The sequence below is a fragment of the Frisingicoccus sp. genome, assembly GCF_048388605.1.
Classification (GTDB): Bacteria; Bacillota; Clostridia; order Lachnospirales; family Lachnospiraceae; genus Frisingicoccus.
Genome location: NZ_DBGCTU010000024.1, coordinates 49253 through 71834 on the forward strand (window position 1 = coordinate 49253; position 22582 = coordinate 71834).

8 protein-coding genes are annotated in these 22582 nt (G+C 44.2%); all 8 read left to right on the forward strand.

The window, feature by feature from the left end:
- Positions 1–2 precede the first annotated feature (2 nt).
- The 8 genes from ACMN7X_RS05185 to ACMN7X_RS05220 all read left to right on the forward strand — a co-directional run bounded on the left by ACMN7X_RS05185 (position 3) and on the right by ACMN7X_RS05220 (position 22482).
- Positions 3–13142 carry a beta strand repeat-containing protein gene (locus ACMN7X_RS05185; RefSeq protein WP_418746427.1) on the forward strand — a complete coding sequence of 4380 codons (13140 nt, stop codon included), beginning with the start codon at positions 3–5 and terminating at the stop codon, positions 13140–13142.
- A 289-nt stretch (positions 13143–13431) separates the two neighbouring features.
- Complete coding sequence (locus tag ACMN7X_RS05190) at positions 13432–17247, forward strand: response regulator (RefSeq protein ID WP_418746428.1); 3816 nt, start codon at positions 13432–13434, stop codon at positions 17245–17247.
- Between the two features lie 259 nt (positions 17248–17506).
- Positions 17507–18370 carry a DMT family transporter gene (locus ACMN7X_RS05195; RefSeq protein ID WP_418746436.1) on the forward strand — a complete coding sequence of 288 codons (864 nt, stop codon included), beginning with the start codon at positions 17507–17509 and terminating at the stop codon, positions 18368–18370.
- 10 nt (positions 18371–18380) lie between these two features.
- On the forward strand, positions 18381–19292 hold the full coding sequence (locus tag ACMN7X_RS05200; protein WP_418746429.1) for a bifunctional helix-turn-helix transcriptional regulator/GNAT family N-acetyltransferase: 912 nt from the start codon (positions 18381–18383) through the stop codon (positions 19290–19292).
- 89 nt (positions 19293–19381) lie between these two features.
- On the forward strand, positions 19382–19966 hold the full coding sequence (locus ACMN7X_RS05205) for a flavodoxin family protein (RefSeq protein ID WP_418746430.1): 585 nt from the start codon (positions 19382–19384) through the stop codon (positions 19964–19966).
- 57 nt (positions 19967–20023) lie between these two features.
- On the forward strand, positions 20024–21070 hold the full coding sequence (locus tag ACMN7X_RS05210; protein ID WP_418746431.1) for a macro domain-containing protein: 1047 nt from the start codon (positions 20024–20026) through the stop codon (positions 21068–21070).
- Between the two features lie 132 nt (positions 21071–21202).
- The gene (locus ACMN7X_RS05215) at positions 21203–21886 is read left to right on the forward strand and encodes a vWA domain-containing protein (RefSeq protein WP_418746432.1); all 684 of its coding nucleotides are present in this window, start codon (positions 21203–21205) and stop codon (positions 21884–21886) included.
- Positions 21887–21906: 20 nt separating this feature from the next.
- Entirely contained in the window at positions 21907–22482 is a 576-nt protein-coding gene (locus tag ACMN7X_RS05220) for an ADP-ribosylglycohydrolase family protein (RefSeq protein WP_418746433.1), read from the forward strand.
- Positions 22483–22582: the final 100 nt, after the last annotated feature.

The window sequence follows — 22582 nt, forward strand, 5'->3', positions numbered from 1 at the left end:
ATATGAGAAAGAAAAAAAGAGTATTAGCTGCTGTGTTTGCGGCGGTTTTGATTATATGTACGGTATTTGCGGAAGCGGATGTTACTGTTGCTGCAACAAGCATAGATACAAGTACATCAACAGATGCGGTTGTTCAGGAAACAGATGCGATGGTTCAGGAATCAGAGGAACAGATCGTTGATGAAACGGAAACAGATGCGACGGTTCCGGAGACAGAAGACCAGATCGCTGATGAAACGGTGGATAACGTTCAGGAGACAATAGAGAGTGAGAGTGAAACGGAAACTCAGGAGATAATTTCGGAAGAAACTGAGGAAGAAACTGAGGAGAAAACGCAAGAGGTAATTGCTTCGTATCCATGGTCTGATCTGGATGACGAGGCTTTTTGTGCATGGGTGACAGGCGGTGAGCATGATGAGAAACTCAAGGCCATGGATGAAGAACATGGTCAGGAGTATGAGGCCTTTCAGCAGCGTCTGGAAGAGATCACTGCGCAGGATGTTCTGCAGCGCATCATGCAATATATAATGAATTTGAATGGATCAAACGAGAGCATAGCAACAATGAATATAGAAACAGAAGCATTTAATTCCATGTGTCAATCTATATTTGGAGTGGATTACGCTGGATTTAAAAGCAATACCAATTATGCTGAAGTTTATGTCGGACAGAACGCCGGCGGAGAACAAACCGGTGATCTCGGCACGCAAACAAAGCCATATAATACGGTTAATGCGGCGTATTCTTCTCTATCCTCCAAATCAGGAGTGATCATCCACCTTTTGGAGAGTTATGGAAGTGTGTCTGAGCCTATAACGACTTGGCCTGATAATCCGATTCCTGCCATCATTGTCAGTGATGCATATGGAACAGCAGTTTTGAATATGTCAGGCTTGAAATGGAACTTTCCTGCCAATACAGGCTTTTACAATGTGAAGATTAACCTTGCATATTCAGACAATACGACTGCAGCGATATTTGCCAATGGGCATCATGTTGTATTTGGCGGTAAAGAAGAAAATAATTTTGCATTCATAAACAATAATGAAACGAATCGATATTATCCGACCCTGTTCGGCGCTTCAGAACAAGGTACAGGGACACAGAGCTCACACAGCTCTGTTGAAAATACACATCTGGAGGTTTATGGGGGAACATGGAGTCAGATTTTTGGCGGCGGTGAGTACTATTCTGATGTAGACGGTACGGCAACAGTCATTGTGAATGGTTCCTATAGGGAGGACGGCACTCTTAAACCGGGGGCAGTTACATTTGCGGATACCGGGTTGTCCTATATGGAGGGCAGTAGCCATATCTATGGCGGCGGTGCAGGTGTTTACACTTTATTGTCCAAAGAAAATTACAGTAATGTTCAAAATACGGATGTTACGATCAGCTATATTACAACGAGTAAATATCTTACGCCCTGCGGGGGAAGTGTCACCGCCTCTGCAAAAATAAGTTTAGATTATGTCAATGCGATGGGCGTGAACGCCAGAAGCGAGGGTTCCAGTGCAAGTAAAGTATCTATTGTCATCCAGAACAGCACCATCAGCGAAGATGTTGGCGCATTAGGAGGCGGTGACGGCGGCGCGAAGCAGGCATATAAGATGGTATCTGATATCAATGACTTTGATATCACAATAAAGAATTCTACTGTTAGGACTCTGTATGTAAAATCAAGAGCTCTTGCAGATGGCACATATAACAATTCTGTGACCGGTGTTGACTTATGTCTGGAAGACAGTACGTTTAATGAAATAACTCTGGCCAGGCTTCCCGCAAATTACGAAAGCGGTACCGTTAATCGGCTGCGTTTAAAAAATGTAAGCTGCAATCGGTATCACGCGGAGGCAAATTTCAGAGAAATCAAACAAATCGAGCTCATCGGGATCGGTACTGAGGCCGCGCCATTCAAGTGGGAGAACTATACATTTGGCAGCACGAATTACGGAAATGTAAATTCGGTCTCAGAGTCACTGCTGATTGAAAACAGCTATGTAAACTTTGGGATTAACTATTCCACACAGAGTCTTGCGCTGAAAGGAAACAGCAGGGTCAGGCTGAAACAAAATCTTTCAATGGAAACGGGTGATTTTGAGGGTGATGCTGCAAGTCAGATCACGCTGGAAGACGGCAGCACCGTCAATATCAGCGGTGATGTTACCGGAACGGGAATAACGGTAGATCCTGTGTTTTCACCAGAAAATGCTTCGGCACAAATCCTGTGGAGCAGAGGAAGCAATCCAACGAACCTGTCCTATGTAAGCTCTGATAAAGCGGATTATCGGTTCACGAAGGATTATACGGCAAGAATGGATATATGGAAGTGGTATAATTATGACCCTCCTGTATCAGAGTATTCTTATGTATATGTAGACGGTGGGCTTGGATATGATACTGCAGAGGAATACAATTCTGACCAGTGTACGGACGCAAATCTGGGGTATGATAAATTATATCCTGTGAAAACGTTTGCAAAGGCTTATTCGTTGTGTAAGGATTCAAATTACGTTATTGTTCTGTGCGGCGAATATGATCTGACCGTTGGCGAGACACCGGTAAGTCTGTTAGGGGATGCAGAAGCGAAGGATTTTCCGGTAAGAGTGCAGAGCACAGATGACAGAAATGACTATCGCAGCGTGGCAAAGCTGCGTTTTGCAGGAAGCACCGGAAATGTTACGTTATCGGCGCCGCTGATTTTTGACAATATGAATCTGGAGTCATCGGTTGCCAATGGCAACGTCCGTATATTCAGTAATGGCAACAAAACCGAATATGGAGCCGGTGTGACCGTTATAAGAGTTGGAGATAAGTGCTCCGTTGAGGTATATGGCGGTGCAGACGGGGATAATGTTGCGTCTGCCGACCTTACCGTAAAGGCAGCATATTTTGATAAGATAGGTGCAGTCGGTAAAGATGATACAGCATCTGTGGGTGATGAAAATAATATTGTACAAACTGATATTGCGAAGCTCACGGTGAGTGAAAACAGCCAGGGTGTATCATCTGTGTGTTACTATGGAACCACATATGGAAGCGTACATACGGAGCTTTCCTATGCGGTTGGCAGTAAAAACATATATAATGCTAATAGTAGTAACGGTACTGTGTATGGTGATTTTTATACAGAAGTTTCCAGCGGTAATGACAATAAGAAAAATGCCAGTGTTGTGCCCGATGGTCTGACGGTTAAGGGGAAAGTATCTTTTGTTGACCGGTCAGGAAAAACTTACTATGATTCTCTGAGTCTGAAAAAAGGTAATTTTAATGAGGTGTATATATATCTGTCTGTTAAAGGTATAGGATCCATTGAACGTGGAAAATACGTTTCGCTTTTCGATTCGAACACAAAGGCGGATCATATAAGCTGGAATATATCAGGAAAGGTACCAAGAATTTTCGGAGCCAATGATAATGCGGGTATCAAGGCCGGAACCATGGCTGTGGATGTCGTCTTGAATAATACTGCGACAACCATCGTCAAAGCGTGTCCGGAAGCTGCCGGTAATACGGTAGACAGTGGATATCCGGAAAACGATAAGATAACGGTTACTCTGAAGGATTTTGCGGAAGGAAGCTATCTGGATGAGCTTTGGGGATTTGGCTCTATCGCATTTGATAACAGCAAGATTTTGGTAAACGCAGAAATCTCTGCGAAGAATGTTACTGTTGACCAGGGAAGCGTGGTTGTTTTTGCGAATCATGCGGCAATTGGATCTGCACCGGGTACGGGTAAGCTGACATTACAAAATGGTGGCAGTCTGGAAGTGCGAAATCAAATCGCTGTCAATGGCGATATGTGCGGCGGAGAATCGGCCGACGCTGCCGGAACGCTGATCGATAACTGGGCAGACGCAAACGACGAGACAGTAAGGATAACCGTTACCGGGAAGTCAACCGGGTATACCTATTTCTCCACGGACTATGCAAGTGCAGAAATCCAGGTAATGGGAGATACATTGGGCCATGAGTATATGGCGCCAAAGCTGCCCCCGGAGCTGCCGCCGATGAAGATTACCTGTACTCCGGCAGCTGCGGCTTCTCCGGCCAAGGAGCGTATCTGGACAGTCGAGAATCCGGTGAGCAAAAAATACATTTTTGTGAATGGAACCATTGACTCCTCTGCATCTGACTATACATCACACAATGGCTCCACTCCGGAGCTGGCCCTTGCGACACTGGAAGAAGCCTATGATACGGTACTGAATAACGGATATATTGTCCTGTGCGGAGATATTTCCCTTTCTTCATGGCCATTGAATGGTACAAAATCAGTAACGCTGACAAGCAAAGTAACCATTGGAACCGGAGAAACTGCACGTACCTATGATTTCTTTTCTGCAGCTGCAGCGCAGCCCAGTTTTCTGGTTATAACGGATAATCTTGAGTTAAAGGGAGTGACGACCTTTGAGTATTTGAATATCAAGGCGGATAAAAATTATGTTCTGGGGGCCTGCGGGCATAAGCTTGTAATGGGACGTCAAGGCGATCCTGATTCTCTTAAGATGACAAATTTTCCGATTAGTGTTGGAGGCGGCGGATATAATCATGCGTATTCAAATATAAACAGTGATCTGACCATTCATGCGGGAATCTATAATATTGTTTCCGGCGGCAATAGTAGTGATATTATTAATGTATATAATAAATACAGCAGCGTGAATATTACGATTGATGGCGGAACATTTCAGTCGGTCTATGCAAAATATAATTTATATGATGATTTTTCTGCTGCCAATGAAATATCTCTGTCAATCTGCAAGGCAAAGGTCGAAAATACGATTTCTGCAATTAAAACCAATTATACGATGGGCAACGCTTATCAGGTAAATATTGGCGAAAACATGAAATTTGGTGAAGCGTGTTATATCAGAACCAGTGCCACAACCATCAATTACACTCCCAATCCAGCCCCCAATATAACTTTCAAAATTGATGGCGGAACAGGGACCCGGTATAGAATTCCGACCATTTATGGCGGGCCAGGTGTTTATAACGGGAATAACACCATGAATGAAACAGTGACCGTGGATTTAAAGAATGTTGAAGTGGGCACTTTTATTTGTGGATCCTCGAATCAAACTCTGCAGAAAAAGTCTAACGGTTCTATGGAATTGGTTTTAAATGAAAATGTTCATGTTTCCAAACTGTATTTGGGCGGTTCCATGCTAGCCGGCGCCAGTGCAAAGGTTTTTGTCAAATCGGATCAGGCAACCATTGATAAACTGCGTTCAGGCTCTGAGTTTTCAGCGTCAACGCCTGTAACATGCGAATTAACATATTCCACTGTGGGGACAGATTCAGAACATCCATATGTACTGAGCGGAGACGTTTGTCTGGATGGGCTGACAAAGTTAATCCTGAAAAATGCTGTGGTTGATTTTTCACAGGCAGGAAATTCAATCACGGTGGGAGAGATTAACGCCTCTGAGGGCGGCAGTATCATCCATAAGGGAAGGAACCTGACGCTGAATGCAGATTACACAGCCGGAACAAGTGACGAACCAACCATGTGGTATGGACAGAATGCCCCGCGCATTGTCATCAATGGTACGGTGAGCGGTACGACACACCTGCAGTCTTTGAGCGCTGACCCTTCGGCTGAAGATGGCAGTGTTACCGGTAAGTTCTATAATGGTATTTCCGTTACGGCGTCTCACAGTGATACTCATTCGGCAAATAATTTCTTTGGACTTCAGTCCTCCGAAGGCGCAAAGCCTGAGTGGAAGGAACTTAAATTTACAGCGGGGACAGATACAGATACATGGAAAAAATCAGATGAAGGAGATACTGATGCCAGAATACAGGTGTATGTATCCTCCGAAGGGTCCGACAGCAATTCAGGCGCATTCCCGACGCCTGTCAAAACGCTGGCGCAGGCATATAAAAACGCGGATAGGCTTCATAAAGATGCTCCTTCCAAAACAAAGATTGAAATTATTTTGCTGGATGATATTGTGCATAATGGTGAGCTTCCGGCTTCGGCAGAATTGTCCAACGGTTTTTCTGTCCTGGTGAAGTCTTATGATGCCGCGTCTGCTTCCACGTTGACGATTGACAGTGACCCGGAGCTTCCGGTGGATACGACATTGGATAATATCATCATCAAAAGTACGGTTACGACAGGTTCTTGTGCGATTTTTGCAAACGGGAATACGCTGACTTGTACAGAGAATTTAAAGGTGGAGGCCGTCAATGGGCACTATCCTGTCATTTACGGCGGAACGAAGGATGCGACTGTCCTGGATCAGACGAACCTGCAGATATTTGGCGGAACCTGGAGCCGGATATTCGGAGGAAGTAAAACTGCATCTGTAACGACTGCAAATCTTTCGGTTGGAGGAAATGTTGATACTAAGAATGTCGGCAGCATAGCGGAAAATGATACGGGCGTTTTCGGCGGAGGAGAGAATGGAACTGTTGGTACGGTGAACCTGAGCATTGATGGAGGTTCGTTCTATCGTGTGCTCGGCGGAGGTCTGAATCCAGCCGCTGTTGTGCAGGGGAATATAACTGTTGATTTCAATCATGGGACAATTGACAGATTGTACGGCGGAGGACAATGGGCCCAAACTAACGGCAATATTACAGTGAACATTGGCGGATCAAATGCTGAAGCAATGATTACGTCGATATTCCGCGGCAGCGGTCTGTATGCGGGTGTTGCCGAAGGCCAAAAAGCTACTACGAATGTTATGGACGGTGCAATCATCAAGGAAGGAGTACAATTTGCAGCGGGCGGATATTCCGGCAACCTCGATGAAACAGAATTGAACATTTCCGGAGGAAGTATCAACTGTAACGTTTTTGCAGGCGGCTGGGGCGAAGGTACGAATGGCGCCTATGGAATTGTAGGCGAGAAGGCAGCTGTTACTATCACAGGCGGAACGATTACAGGGAATGTGTACGGCGGCGGCAATCTTGCTTTGGTGCATAACAATGCTGACAATGCTGCTGCCCTTGTAACCGTAAAAGGCGGCGCTATTACGGGAAACGTATATGGCGGCGGCTATTCCGCAGGCGTTGATAATACCAATGTGACGATTCGGTCAAATGTCAAAGGCAGTGTGTTTGGCGGTGGATATGATATTACAGCGGATAAGCTTCAGGTGCAGAAGAGCAGTACTGTTACATTAGAAAGAGGTACGGTTGAAGAATCCGTTTTTGGCGGGAGTGATACGGCGGGACTTATCTCAGACTCCGTATCTGTGACGATTGCCGGAGATGTAACAGTCAAGAATGGTGTCTTTGGCGGTGGAAGCAAGGCGGCGCTTCAGATTACACCTGATGTGAAAGTAAATAAAAACAAAACACTTACCGGTAGTATTTATGGCGGCGGCAAAGGCGCGGTGAACGGAGCTGTAGGAGCGATACAGAATGGAATGATGTCCTTTTTCGCGCTATTTAGTGCAGAGAAAAGTTATACGATCGACGGTCTGACCGATGCGAATGTGCCTTCCACAAATGTTATAATCGAAGGTACCGTGACGGGCGATGTCTTCGGCGGCGGAGAGATGGCTACCGTTGGAAAAGAAGACAGTACAACATGGAATAAGACTGTTACGAATGTAACATTGGAGAATGGCGCTTCTGTGGATGGAAATATCTATGGAGGCGGGAAAGGCCAGAGCGAAAAAGACTATGCCGTTGTATATGGTTGTACCAGCGTCAGCTTAAATGGCGGTACGGTTAAAGCTGATCAAGATGACGAGAAGGCTGTTGCCGGGGCGGTTTTTGGGGGCGGTCAGATTGCCCCTGTGGCAGGCAGTACAAATGTCATAGTGAACGGGGGAACAATCAGTAATATCTTCGGCGGTAATGATGTTGAGGGCGAAGTCAATCAAACGACCAATGTGACGGTACCTGAAAACAGTACAGCAACGGTTACTCACATTTATGGCGGAGGCCGTAATGCAGCGCATAATCGGAATTCCGAATCTGATAAAGCGAACAACGTAACAATCAATGGTGGTAGCATTACACAGATTTATGGCGGTGGTTATGGTGCTGCAGCGGTTTCCGGTGATACAGATGTAACGATTGCAGGTGGCATTGTGACAGAGGTGTTCGGCGGCGGTAATGCAGCCAAAACGAAGAAAGCATCCGTGACGATCACAGGCGGAAGGATTGATACAGCCTATGCAGGCGGAAATGCCGCAACTGTGACAGGTACAGATGAAGGGGCCGCAACTCTGACGGTGAATACAACAGACGATGTTCAACATGTAAACACTGTATTTGCCGGAAACAATCAGGAACCAATGGACATTCAGCCGGTTCTTGTTCTGACTGACGGTAAAATCGGAACCGTTTATTGTGGCGGAAATGCCGGAATTATGAGAAAAGCAGATGGCCTGACTTATGATTTTGACTATCCGAATATTGAAGTTGGTACAGTCTATGCCGGATGCAACAATACGCCAAGTGATACTCCGACGGCTGATGTGAAACTGAATCTGATATCCGGAATCTATCATACCGTTTATGGCGGAAATAATGTAAACGGCAGAATGCAGCAGACAGACGTGGTGATCGATCGGGCTGAATTAAAAGATTTGACAGTCGATACGGTCTATGGCGGAGGAAACAAGGCTGAATCCAAAGCCACGAAGGTTGAGCTGCAAAATGGTACAGCAGCCACGGTGTATGGCGGCGGTAATGCGGCTACGGTAACGGATAGTGTGAAGATTCAGATGGGCGTACCGGACGACACAGGAAGTATACCGGGAGATGTATTTGTTACAGACCTCTACTGTGGAAATAACCAGGCGGATATGAAGATCCAGCCGGAGATCGATCTTAAGAAGGGAACGATCACGAACTTCTACGCCGGGGGAAATGCCGGAGATATGCTGTATCTGAGTACTGCAGACGGAACTGGTTATACGGCGAATTATACCTTTGCCAGCGAGCAGGTATCGATCACGAATCTGTTCGGCGGCTGCAATCAGGCGGATATGGCAGGAACGGTAAGGCTTGTCCTGGAAGGCACAAAGGCAGAGAATGTCTATGGCGGCTGTCATACCAGCGGAACCGTGCCGAAAGCAGAGATCCTTGTAAATGGGAATAACACTACCAATATTTATGGCGGCGGATATGGTGAGCAGACCGTTGTAAAAAATACGGATGTTCGTGTGCAGAAAGGCACCGTAAACGGCAATGTTTACGGAGGAAGCGGTTTTGGCCAGGTTGAAAACGCAAAGGTACAAATATCCGATACTTCCGGCGACACTCATGGTCGGATACAGATATGCGGCAGCGTTTACGGCGGCGGATACGGAGTGTCCTCAGTAACGGGAACCACAGATGTCAGTGTCAATATGAAGCTGGATATTGCCTTAAAAGACAGCGCGGAGGCAGCCACGGCAGATCTGCTGGTAGAGGAAGGGGTAATATCTAAAATTGATGATGGGACATCATCCGGAGAGACGCAGACCAGTGTAACCTGGAAACAGACGGCGGTCAGCTGTATCGATGGAAACGTCTATGGCGGCGGCGATATGGGCAAAGTCGGCGACGGTATGATCAATCAGAGCTCCAATACGGCGTCCATTACCCAGGCAGGTTCCACGCATGTAAAAGTGTCAGGCGGCTATATCAAAGGCTCTGTCTTTGGCGGCGGAAGCGGTACTCCCAAGGCGGGACAGAATTATACCGTATATATGGGTACGGTTTTTGGAAACTGTGAGACCCGGATTCAGGGCGGCTATATCGAGGGAAGTATCTACGGCTGTGGATATCAGAGCCGTGTATATGCTGCAGAAGAAGGAGAGAAAGCCGGTCAGGCGGCAACGGTAGATATTCAGGAGGATGAAAAAGCCTCTGAGATTATTATCGGTACCAGCGTCTTTGGCGGCGGCAATAAGGGAGAGGGTTCGGTGCAGAATGCCTCCGTGTATACGGTAATCGGTGATACGACGGTAAACATCTCCGGCTATCATCAAAATGAAGCGTCCGTTCCCATCTATTTCCTTTCAACCGGAAAAGGCGGCGTCTACGGAGATGGCAATCTGTGTCTGGTGCAGGGAACCCGAACGGTAAACCTGACGGATTTCAATGCCGGAACAGAACATAGGGACAGTCTGAAGACCTTTTATTCGCTGCAGAGAGCCGATACGGTCAATCTGGTGCGAAGCAGAATTGTCCTGGAGGGAGCACAGGATCTGGTGGATGAGAATGCGGATGATACGCTTTATGCCATCAACCGTGTGGGCCAGCTCAATATGGAGGAGAGCAGCGCATTGAAGCTGACTACCATCGTAAATCTCCTGGGCGGGCTTTCCAGCGATCAGAATACGGAAACTGTGTACATAGATAAAGGGAATAACGGCGTCAATAATTATGTAAGGCGAGGTGGAACTGTACCTTCAAATCGGCTTCAGGACGGCCAAATTGAAGTTTATCGAACAGAGTATGAAAAATATAAAACAAATAGCCCAGATGCACAGAAGGGAACCTATCAATCCTTTAATGTGGTCTGTGTGGCGAATGGCCGATACCTGGAGATCAAGAAGAGTGATTCCGAGTATGGCAATGTGACGGGATTATTTACTCTGGAGCTGCTGCACGCAAATCCGGGCGAGGGCGGAGGCTTTGTCTATGCCAATATCGGGGCACAAGGTGATACAGAAAACCGGGGAAGTACAGGCGATTTCATCTGTGTGACAAAGGATTCAGATGCCCCGGATGCATCGTCCTATATGGACGTCTATGATAATGTAGGCGGCTTAAAGAACAGTGGCGGACAAACGGATTATACATGGTATTACTGGTATATCAAAGGTGGAAAATACACCTACAATGCTTATATTGACGGATATATCGGGACCACTGAGACCAGCTTTTCGGAATCCATTACACTTCCGGAAATGAATGAAAATTATTACTATATTTTAAATTCAGTAACTGGAAAGGAGCCTGTGGGGGATTTGAATAGTTCTTCCAAATTCTGTTCTACACGTCTTCAGGATCACTGGGATGAAGAGACTGATAAGGACGGTGATAAATATGCCATAGAACTGCAGGTGGTTGCCAACGGGAGGAATGCTGAAGGTAACTCGTCGGAAACGGTAATGTCTGTGGGGTATTTATGGTACAAGGAGTGTGAATGGACAGATTCGGATGGCAATTTGCAGAAAGAACCTCGTTGGGGAATTCAGTATCATGATGGTCTGCCGCATAACTCGGGTGATGTATATGAGCAAAACTATGGAAAATTTGTAATAGGAACATTGAACTCAGGTAACAGACAGCAGTTGATTCGACAGCAGAACCGCTTTTATAAGGTTGAAACCGGAACTACTGGTCTGGAGCTTCGCTTCGTGCTTCACAAAGGGACGGGCGTGGATGTGGAAATCCGGGATGTGCCGGTAACATTGACCTTTGATGTGCTCTCGGGAGCGGCAGATGAGGGAAGCGGCACGGGAGGCGCCAGCAATGATGCCGATTCCCAGCTGATTGTAAATTCCTATACGTCTATTACGAGATTGGTTCCTACCCAGGCGGTGTATTTAAACAGCGGCCGGTTCTATGCCGGCGTCAGCTCCGATGCTCCGGCAAAAATTACGAAACACTCTGCATTTACGGCACAGTTTATTACCAAGTATGTGCCAAGTGCGTTCAATACTGCCGGTCATACGATACAGGAAAAGCTGACGGCGTCATTTGCAGAGAAATATCTGCTGGATCCGCAAACGGGTATCGGCTTTACGATTACGGAGGGCGAGGACGGAAGCTGTACGCTGAATTATGTCACGGAGGGCAATACCGCCGATTATACGATCACAAAGAATGGCGAAACCTATCAGGTTACAAAAGCGGGGGCGGAAGGCTACACTCATAATCTTCAGTGTGAGGGGACGGAAACCAGTTCCTTTACGTTCCCGAAGGGAACCGTGATCACCATGGTAGCGCAGATGGACGAATACGATACGACGTATTGGTATTATTACTGTACAGAAGATACGTCAGAGATTGCGCTGTCTAAGTTTACACAGATGAATACGGATGCTTCCGGCGGCAAAAAATATTCCTTCAGTGCAGCCTCCGGTGGAAAGCTGACGGATCAGAGCAGTAATCGCGTGACGGAGAAACTGAGCTTTGTATTTGATTTTTCCAATGTTCCGGAGGGTGCGTCTGCATGGTGGCCGGGCTGTACAGAAGCTGTAAAGACCATAGAGGGACATCTGCAGCTAAAGCATGAGACAACGATTGGTTCCTATGCGAATGTTGATATTATGGATTATGTGTCGGAGAAGACAGGCACTTCCGCCGGGGAAGATGCTGTTACTTATGTGAGGGCACATCCGGCGGTGAGCAACCGGTATGAGATTTCTAAGGAAGCAACCGGAATCGAGGAATTTAAGGTACACTTAAGTGATGAAAAGGACACATATTATACCAGAGATACCTATGGTATTCAGGTGGAGATTGCGGAGGATCTGCATTATATCAACACACAGTTTGATGAGCGGGAATATGCGGTTATGCTGGAACTGGTGGATAACACAGGTTCGGCTAATCCGATAACTAAGACTAAGCCATTTCCGGAGGGCACCGTGTTCCTGTATAACGGGCAGAAACAAGTGGCCGGACAGGACAATAAGTCGGTTGTTATACCGGTAAAAACGCCTGGAACGCATCAGATTCAGATTGAGACGGGACTGGAGGCATTTGATACAGGAGACATTACGATCAAAGCCAGCCTGTATTCCTCCAGTGTGGCAAATTATTATAATGAGCTGAAGGCGGACCAGTATACGGATATGATAACTTTTTCTACAGCTGAGAATCCGGATTATGCCCTCTCTGTAAATGCCAATGCAGAGGATGCCGAAGCGGAAATGAAGGCGCATGAGATCGAAAAAGGAGCAGAGCTTTCCTTAAAGATCAAAGGCCGGAAAGGCGGGCAGACAGATCCGAATGGAATCGCTTCTGTGAAGGTATATCAGTATGAAAACGGGGAGTATGCGTTAAAGGCCTGGTCGGATCTGTTTGCAGAAACGGAAGAGTCAATTTCCCTGGCTGAAGATGAAGTAATCTGGAATCCGAAGATCTCGAAGACTGCCGATGCAGGAACTTACCGGCTGGAGTTTACTTATCAGAACAAAACCGAATACTGGGATCTGATCGTGAGATAGGATATGTCGAACAGTCTGAATTTAAAAAGATTGTTTGGATAGGTAAAAAATTTCCGAAAGAAAATCGCTTGGGCCGTGAGGCTTAAGCGATTTTTTACTTTATGGGTAGAAATCGGCATTAGCCGATTCCCCCAAGTATGCTCCATAGAGACGCACTGCTATTCACATTTTGTTTTAATGCTAAAAAGCAATAGATTTGTCAGATAATTCATGCTATAATTTATTATGTATATGCACTTGTGGGAAAAGTGCGCTTGATTTTTGATAAAGGATAATGGAGGGTGCATTTATGGAAAAAACAAACTCCAATAAAAAAATAAAATGGAATACATCGATGATTCGTATTTTGACATTTATTATTGCCTTAATATTGACTGTTTATGCAATATATCAGTTCAGGGACAGTAATAATGAGCGGGTTACACAGCTTAATGCGGGCCAGATACAGGATAATACGGAAAGACTTGCGAATGAACTCGATGATATGATTAATGATTGTTTGGATAATATAAAGATTCTGAGTGCTTTTTACAGTGAATCTTTATCCGGTCCCCAAGTGGATGTGTCTCTATTGCGGCAGTTAACAGAAGATTCCAGTTTTGATTTTATGGAGTTTGCAGATGCGGAAGGTCAGGATCATAATATTACCGGCGGTGTTTCGGATGCTACGGACAGACAGTATTATCTGGATGGAATGAAAGGAAATACAGGTCTTGAATTGATTTTTGAATCAAGAGCAACGCATGAAACGCTTCTTATGTTTTATACTCCTGTTATATATGAAGGCAGGCCGATCGGTGTTATGATTGGTGTCATTCAGGCAACGGGAAGGATTTCTGAGCTCATTGATGTCTCTTTTTATGATGAACCGGCGGAGGTTTATTTTTGCAATGAAGAGGGTGATATTATTGCCAGCAGCCGATTGTTGGAGGAATTTGATACAAGAAAACAGATTCGGATCACGGATGCTCTGACAAATGAAGAAGCATTGACTAAAATACAGGCGTCCCTGAATGATGGAAATACCTATGTTTTTGGCAACAACAATGAAGAGGGGGATGTGGGCTGTATAACAATGCTGCCGGACAGCGGATGGTATCTGGTGGAGATTTTTCCGGATGCCGCGCATAATTCATTAGTCAGCAGTTCTAATGCTATCGGTCTGCGGTTGGAGATAATTCTTCTGGTTATTTTTTCAGCGGTTATTATTATACTTGTTATTACAAATGTAATCGACAGGCGTAATATTATTGCGAAAGAAACGGAGCAAAAAAATGAACTGCAGAATCAACTCAACATTATCCAGTCGATGGGGACTATTTATTATTCAACCTATTATATAGATGTGAAAAGTAATACGTTTATAGAACTCAACAGCAAATCCCAAATTCGTGAACTTATTGGAGATACCGGAAATGCACAGGAAAAGTTGTATGTAATGTGCGATAAGCTGGTTGCCCCGGAATTTGCAGATCGGATGCGTGAATTTGTGGATTTTAGGACCATGAATGACCGTCTTAAAGATAAAAATGTTGTCACTACAGAGTTCAAAAGTGTGACAACTCGATGGAGCCAGGCATATTTTATTGTTGGCGACCGTGATGAGAACGGAAAGCTTAAGCACATATTCTATGCAACGCGAATGATTCAGGATGAGAAGGAAAAGGAAGAAGCCGCAAAGGAGCTTATCAATAAGCAGATGATGGTTATTACCGGTCTCGGCACAGAATATTATTCGGTTATTCTTGTCGATTATCAGGGGGATACATATGAAATTTATCGTGCAAGCGGAGAAGACGGTAAACAGATTGGAAAATTTATTTCCCGTTATGATACATGGGATAGGGCTGCAAAGGCTTTTGCGGATACCTATGTTCAAAAAGGGCAGAGCGAGGACGTATATAAAGTCTTATCCCTTGAAACGATATCATCCGTGAAGGGGGATTATATTTTTAATTATCAGAAAGCAACTGACGGAAGTCATCTTCAGCTAAAGATTGCCTATGTAGAAAATGCAGAAGGCTATCGATATGCGATTGTCGGTACGAGAAATATAGAAGAAGAATATGCTCAGCAGATTGCACTTGAACAGGCCAATACCAGAATGGAAGAACAGATGCGTGTGATAGATGGTCTCAGCCATGAATATCATACGGTATGGCTGATTACTTCCAATGATCAGAAAATGCATTTATTCCGGAGTGCAAACAGTACACAGCAGGATGCAGTTCAAATTGAAAAGAAAGATATTACCTTTGATGAGGCAATGCGGACATATACATCGATATTTATTGAGGAAGGCGACAGAAATCGTGTGCTTGGAGAGACTACTTTTGCGGCTGTTCGTGAAAAGCTGGCGGTTCAGGAATTGTTTACCACAAACTTTCTCAGGAAAGAAACATCGGGGGGATATACTTCTCATCAGATGGTATTCACCAGGGCTCCGCGCAAAGATGGGGATTATGATGTGATCTTTGCTATGCGTGATATTGAGGATATCCTTCGGGAAGAGGCTGAAAAGAAAAAGGTGCTGCAGGACGCTTTGAATGCGGCAGAACATTCCAATCGCGCAAAGACGGTATTCCTCAATAATATGTCGCATGACATTCGGACTCCAATGAATGCGATTATTGGATTCACTTCTCTTGCGGCTACCCATGTGAATGACCCGGAGATTGTGACGGATTATCTGCAAAAAATTCAAATATCAAGTTCGCATTTGCTTAGTCTGATCAATGATGTGCTCGATATGAGCCGTATTGAATCCGGAAAGGTACAGATTGATGAGAAAGAAGTTCATTTGCCGGATGTGCTGCATGATCTCAGGACAATTGTGCAGTCGGATATCAAAGCAAAACGGATTGAATTTTTCATGGATTCCCAGGATGTAGTGGATGAAGATATCATTTGTGACAAACTTCGCTTGAATCAGATATTGTTAAATCTTTTGAGCAACGCTATGAAATTTACAAAGCCCGGAGGCATGGTTGGTGTCCGGGTAATTCAAAAGACGGCAGCGCCGGAGGGCTACTGTCAATTTGAATTTCGTGTGAAAGATACCGGAATCGGTATGTCTAAGGAGTTCCTCAAGCATATTTTTGAGCCTTTTGAACGTGAACAGACTTCCACCGTAAGCGGTATTCAGGGAACAGGGCTTGGAATGGCTATCACAAAAAATATTGTAGATATGATGGGCGGCACGATCGAGGTGGAGAGTGAGCAGGGAAAAGGCACCGAATTCACGGTTACTCTGGATTTCAGGAAAAGCGGAAAAACCGTAAAGAGCGGTCCGATTGAAGAGTTGGTGGGATTGAACGCTTTGGTTGCAGATGATGACGCCGATGTATGTATGCATATCTGTGATATGCTGATCGAGATCGGTATGAGAACAGAATGGACGACATTGGGCAAAGAGGCAGTGCTGAAAGCGGAATTTGCAGTAAAGAATAATAATGAGTACAGCGCCTATATTATTGATTGGTTGATGCCGGACATGAATGGAATCGAAGTCGTTCGCCGAATCCGGCGTGTGATCGGGGAGAGTACGCCGATCATCATACTGACGGCATATGATTGGGCTGAAATCGAAGATGAAGCAAGAGATGCGGGAGTCACCGATTTCTGTTCTAAGCCTTTGTTTATGTCAGAGCTTCGCGCAATTTTAAATAAACGTTTTGTGGAGGATACTGTTGATGCGGAACCGGAGGAGAAAACGGTTGATTTCGAGGGAAGGACGATTCTCCTTGTTGAAGATAATGAACTGAATCAGGAAATTGCCGTCGAGATTCTTAAAGAAGCAGGCTTTGTGATCGATGTGGCAAATGATGGTGATGTGGCGGTTGATATTATGAGTAAGGCGGTACCGGGACAGTATGATTTAATTCTTATGGATGTGCAGATGCCGACGATGGACGGTTATGAGGCGACAAAAGCAATCCGACAGCTCCCTGACCCGGAGATCGCCAACATTCCGATTCTTGCAATGACTGCAAATGCGTTTGATGAAGACAAGAAAAATGCCCTTGCGGCAGGTATGAATGGACATATTGCTAAGCCGATTGAGATACCGGGATTGATGGAGATGCTGAGGGATATTTTGGCATAGCTTTTATTTGCATGTAATATTGATGTATTTTTAAGCAGTTTTGCATTTGGTTGCAAGGCTGCTTTTTTCATCCAAATATTTATTTTAACATCTTCAAAATTAGTTGACACAGTCCATAAAATATAATATACTTGACTCAGTCAACAAATAATATGTGACAAGAATAGGACGGGTAAGAGAATCTCAGATTTTCATATGTAAATATCAGAAATTGAGAAACCCCGCGTGAGTTGGAGTGGCAATAACTATGAAGAAAGAAATGAATGCGAAAGCGATGCTGAGTATTTCCATGGCTATTTTTGGAACGCTTGGAATATTTACGAGAAATATTGCTGTAAGTTCCGGGGAACTTGCTTTATATAGGGCTGTGCTGGCCGCTATGTTGATTGCTGTATATTTAGTAGGTACAAAGCAAAAAATTAACTTCAAAGCAATAAAAAAAGAATTGTTCCTTTTGCTGTTATCAGGAATTGCAATGGGGATCAACTGGATTCTGCTTTTTCAGGCATATAAATATACGACAATTTCCCTTGCAACATTAAGTTATTATTTTGCGCCTGTGATAGTTACCGCTGTTTGCCCGGTTCTTTTCCATGAAAAGTTGACCAGAAAACAAATCGTTTGTTTTATCATGTCCACAGTAGGACTTATAATGATTACCGGTATCGGAGATATTGGCGGGGGAAGTGACTATATTGGAATTCTATTCGGGCTGGGCGCAGCAGTATTTTATGCAGCAGTTATTTTATTGAACAAGTTCATTAAAAATGTTGAAGGGATTCACAGAACATTTTTGCAATTTCTTTCCGCTATTGTTATACTGGTTCCCTATGTTATAATGACAAGTGGAGTAACATTAAGAAATTTAGACGGAATCGGATGGATAAATCTTTTGATTGTCGGCCTTGTTCATACGGGGATTACATATTGTATGTATTTTTCTTCTTTGAAGGAATTGCCGGGGCAAAAAGCGGCTATCCTCAGTTATATTGACCCGTTGGTTGCCGTGCTGATTTCCGTTATTATTTTGGGGGAATCGATGACTATATGGCAGGCAATGGGCGGTATTTTGATTTTAGGATTTACGCTTTGGAATGAAATTTCACCTAAAGTTCAAAATTAAGGAGGAAATCATGTTTTCTGCAGATCAAATAGCCGATATTCAGGGCTTTAATAAGGTTTATCAGAATTTAATGAAGCAGATCGATTCTGCCATTCTGGAAACCGGATATTCATTAACAGAAAAGGATGTTTTGCTGGAAATCAGTAAAACAGAACGGTGTACGGCAAATATTTTGATACAGCAATTGAATATTGATCGCAGCTATATGAGTCGGATGCTTGCTAAATTTGAAAAGCGCGGACTTATCGAAAAGACGCCGTCTCTGACGGACAGCCGTATTCGTTATATTCGTCTGACGGAATTGGGGCGAAAAGAATTTAATCGGCTTAGTGATATTCAAAGTAATCATATCGGCGCAATTTTTAATAAACTGGATGAGGTTGATCAGCAAACAGTCTGGCAGGCGATGGTTATGATTCGAAATAAATTAAGCGATGCAAATGACGTGATTACAATTCGTCCCTTTACCCAAAGTGACATCGAATATGTTATTTCGCGCCATAAGACATTGTACTATGCTGAGAGGCATCTGAGCGGAACTTTTTTCGCATATGTGGATGAAATCGTATATCATTTCGTAGAAAAATATAACGCTCAAACCGATTGTCTGAAGATTCTTGAATGTAATGGTGTTCCTGCCGGCAGCATTGCGATTGCCAGGGTAGATGACTCAACGGCCCAGTTGCGCTTTTTTATGTTAGAACCTGAAATGCGGCAGCGCGGCTATGGAAATCGCCTGATGGCTATGGCGCTTGATTTCTGTCGTTCAAAAGGATATAAAAAAGTTTTCTTATTGACTATCACGGCCCAGGTTATCGCCAGACATGTTTATGAAACACATGGCTTTCATAAGGTTTCTTCCAACGATAAATTTGAATGGGGCGAGGGTGTCGTTGAAGAATATTGGGAGCTGGAGCTTTAATTTTGGCAAGATTCCGTTCATAAATATAATTTAAATATTAAGAAGGCGGTAAATCGGGGTTTTTTAATCGAAATGGAGAAAAATCAAAAATGAAGAAGATAGTTGTTTTGCTCGGCAGCGGGCGTAGAAGGGGTAACACGGAGCAGCTTGTAGATGCTTTCATAAGAGGTGCGGAAGAAGCTGGTCATACTGTAAAAAAAATTAGCTTATATGAAACGGAAATTAACGGCTGTTTGGGGTGCAATGCTTGCCGTTTTGGAAAACCGTGTGTACAGAAGGATGATTTCAATTCTATCGTTCCTGATCTGAAAGAATGTGATATGATTGTCTTCGCTTCACCACTGCTCTTTTGGACATTTTCTGCCAAAATCAAGGCAGTTATCGAAAGACTATATGCCTTAGCGGAGGTAGACCCCAATCCTCCGTTGGGTCGTTACGAAAAAAACCTGCAGAAGGATTGTGCTCTGCTAATGACTTCTGCAGATGATTTGTTCTGGACATTTAATCAGGCTGTTTCTTATTATGAGTTCGCCATTATCAACTACATTGGAATGAGAGATAAGGGAAAATTGTTATGCGGTGGCTGTGGCGATACCAGCGGAAAGCCACGCATCGGAGAAACAGAACATTTGCAGCGTGCCTATGAGTTTGGAAGGGGTATTTATCACGAATAACAAATTTCCGGCTTACTAAAAGGATTATCTTAAGATTTATTGGAAGGGTGATAGTTGATGCCTCTAAAAATTCTTCGCAATGATATTACAAAAATGAGTGCGGACGCAATTGTAAATACGGCAAATGCTCATGCAACCGTAGGATCGGGATGCGATCATGCGATTTATCATGCAGCCGGCTATGATGAATTATTAAAATATCGAACAGAAAAGATTGGCTTTGTGCCGGAGGGCGACGCGTTTATTACTCCCGGATTTAAGTTAAACTGTAAATATATCATTCATGCAGTCAGTCCGTTTTTTATGGATGGAAAAAGCGATGAGGAAGAAAAGCTTCGTTCCTGCTATAAGAAGTGCCTGCAGTTTGCCGTAAAGAAGGAAGTAAAATCCGTCGCATTTCCGCTGATCTCCACAGGCGGATTCGGATATCCGAAGGAAGAGGGATTTCGTATTGCGGTTGATGAGATGAATGCATTTCTCATGAAGCACGATATGATGATTTATCTGGTTGTGTTTGACAACAAGTCGGCGACTCTGGGCAGCCGCTTATTCCCGGATTTGGAATCTTATATTAATCAGAATTATGTGGATATAAAACAGCAGGAAGAATATTGCGGAATGTCTGCCGCTGTTCTTCCATCAGAGGGTTATGCAGAGCGTAGACGGGCGGCGGCAAGATATGAAAGCTGTCCGGGGATGGCAAAAGAAGATTTTGATTTTTATGAGAAACATGAAAGTGCCCTGGAAGAAAGAATGAGACATATTTCAGATACATTTTCAGAGTATTTGATTTATCTCATCGATTCTCGCGGCATGAATTATCCGGATGTCTATAAAAGGGCGCTTGTTGATAAAAAGGTGTTTTCAAAAATAAAAAATAATCCGGATGCGCATCCGAAGAAAATGACGGCTATGTGTCTCTGTGTCGGCGCAAAATTAAATATAGATCAAACCAGAGATCTGCTGGCCAGAGCGGGTTATGCCTTATCTCCGTGTGATAAGACAGATATTATTTTCTCCTACTTTATTGAAAATCATATCTATGACATGATTGAACTTGATATTCAATTAGAGGAGCATGGTTTACCGTGCTTAATTTCATAACCATTCGGGCATCCCGTAATGGGTATAGGATTTTGAGGTCGTCCGCCGGGCGACCTTATTTTTTTACAAATGGTGTATGATGACTTCAGAAACAGAGATGACAAATTAAAAAGATTGAGGAGGACATACATCATGAAAAAAGGATTAACAGAGTTAGTATTTATTTTAGACAGAAGCGGCAGTATGAGCGGACTTGAAGCAGATACTATCGGAGGATTCAATTCGCTGGTTCATAAGCAAAAAATGGAAGAGGGAGAGGCTTTGCTCTCGACTGTGTTATTCGATGACCGGGCGGAGGTTTTATATGATCGAGTGCCTTTGAACCGTATCGAACCGATGAATGATAAACAGTATTATGTTCGCGGCTGTACGGCACTTTTGGATGCCCTTGGCGGTGCGATTCATCATATTGGAAATGTACATAAATATGCAAGGGAAGAAGATCGGCCGGAGAAAACAATTTTTATCATTACCACGGATGGTATGGAGAATGCCAGCCGCAGATATACTTACAAAAAGGTAAAGGCTATGGTTGAACATCAGAGAAATAAATATGGCTGGGAGTTTTTATTCTTAGGAGCCAATATGGATGCTATTGAAGTTGCCGGGAGATTTGGTGTGCAGGCGAATCGAGCAGTGAATTATGAGTGCGACAGCGAAGGTACTCAGCTCAATTATGACGTTCTCTCTAAGGCAGTGTCCAGAGTAAGAGTTTGTGCCGCGCCGACAGCCGCAGAGGCTTTTGATGAGTGTGAAGATTGGGCAGAGGAAATTCGTGAAGATTATAATAGACGCCACAGAAAAAATCGGCGATAATATATATGAGGAGGGTGTGTATGACAGACAGAAATAGAATGTTGGATGGAATGATGGGACTTGTCGCAGGTGACGCTCTGGGCTGCCCTGTACAGTTTTTAAGCAGAGAGCAGATTAAGAATCGCGGCCCGGTGACAGGCATGGAAGGACATGGTGCTTATGATATGCCGGCCGGCACATGGACGGATGACAGCAGTATGGCGCTTTGTGAGCTTGCAAGTATTAATGATAAAAACAAAATTGATTTGGATGACATTATGGAGCGATTTGCAGACTGGAAAATGAATGGCGCATACACCCCTTTTGGAGCTGCTTTTGATGAAGGAATTACATGCAGTGAGGCAATTTACAAGTACAGGAAGTATAAAGATGTAAAGACTTGCGGAAGAACCGGGGAGCATGCGAATGGAAACGGCGCTTTAATGCGGATACTTCCGGTTTGCCTCTTTTACATCAGGCTTAAGGATAGGATGTGTATTTCGGATGATGAAGCAATCCAAAGTATTCATGAAGTGACAGCGTTGACGCATAACCATCTTCGCAGCTATATAGCCAGCGGATTATACTATTTTATGGCAAATGCTATACTTATCTAAATCACACATCGGCGGCATATAAGTTGCCACCGGCAAAAGGAACTTACCATCTATGTACTCGGCTGCGCCGAGTATGTCGGAATAATCCTCCGTGGCGCAG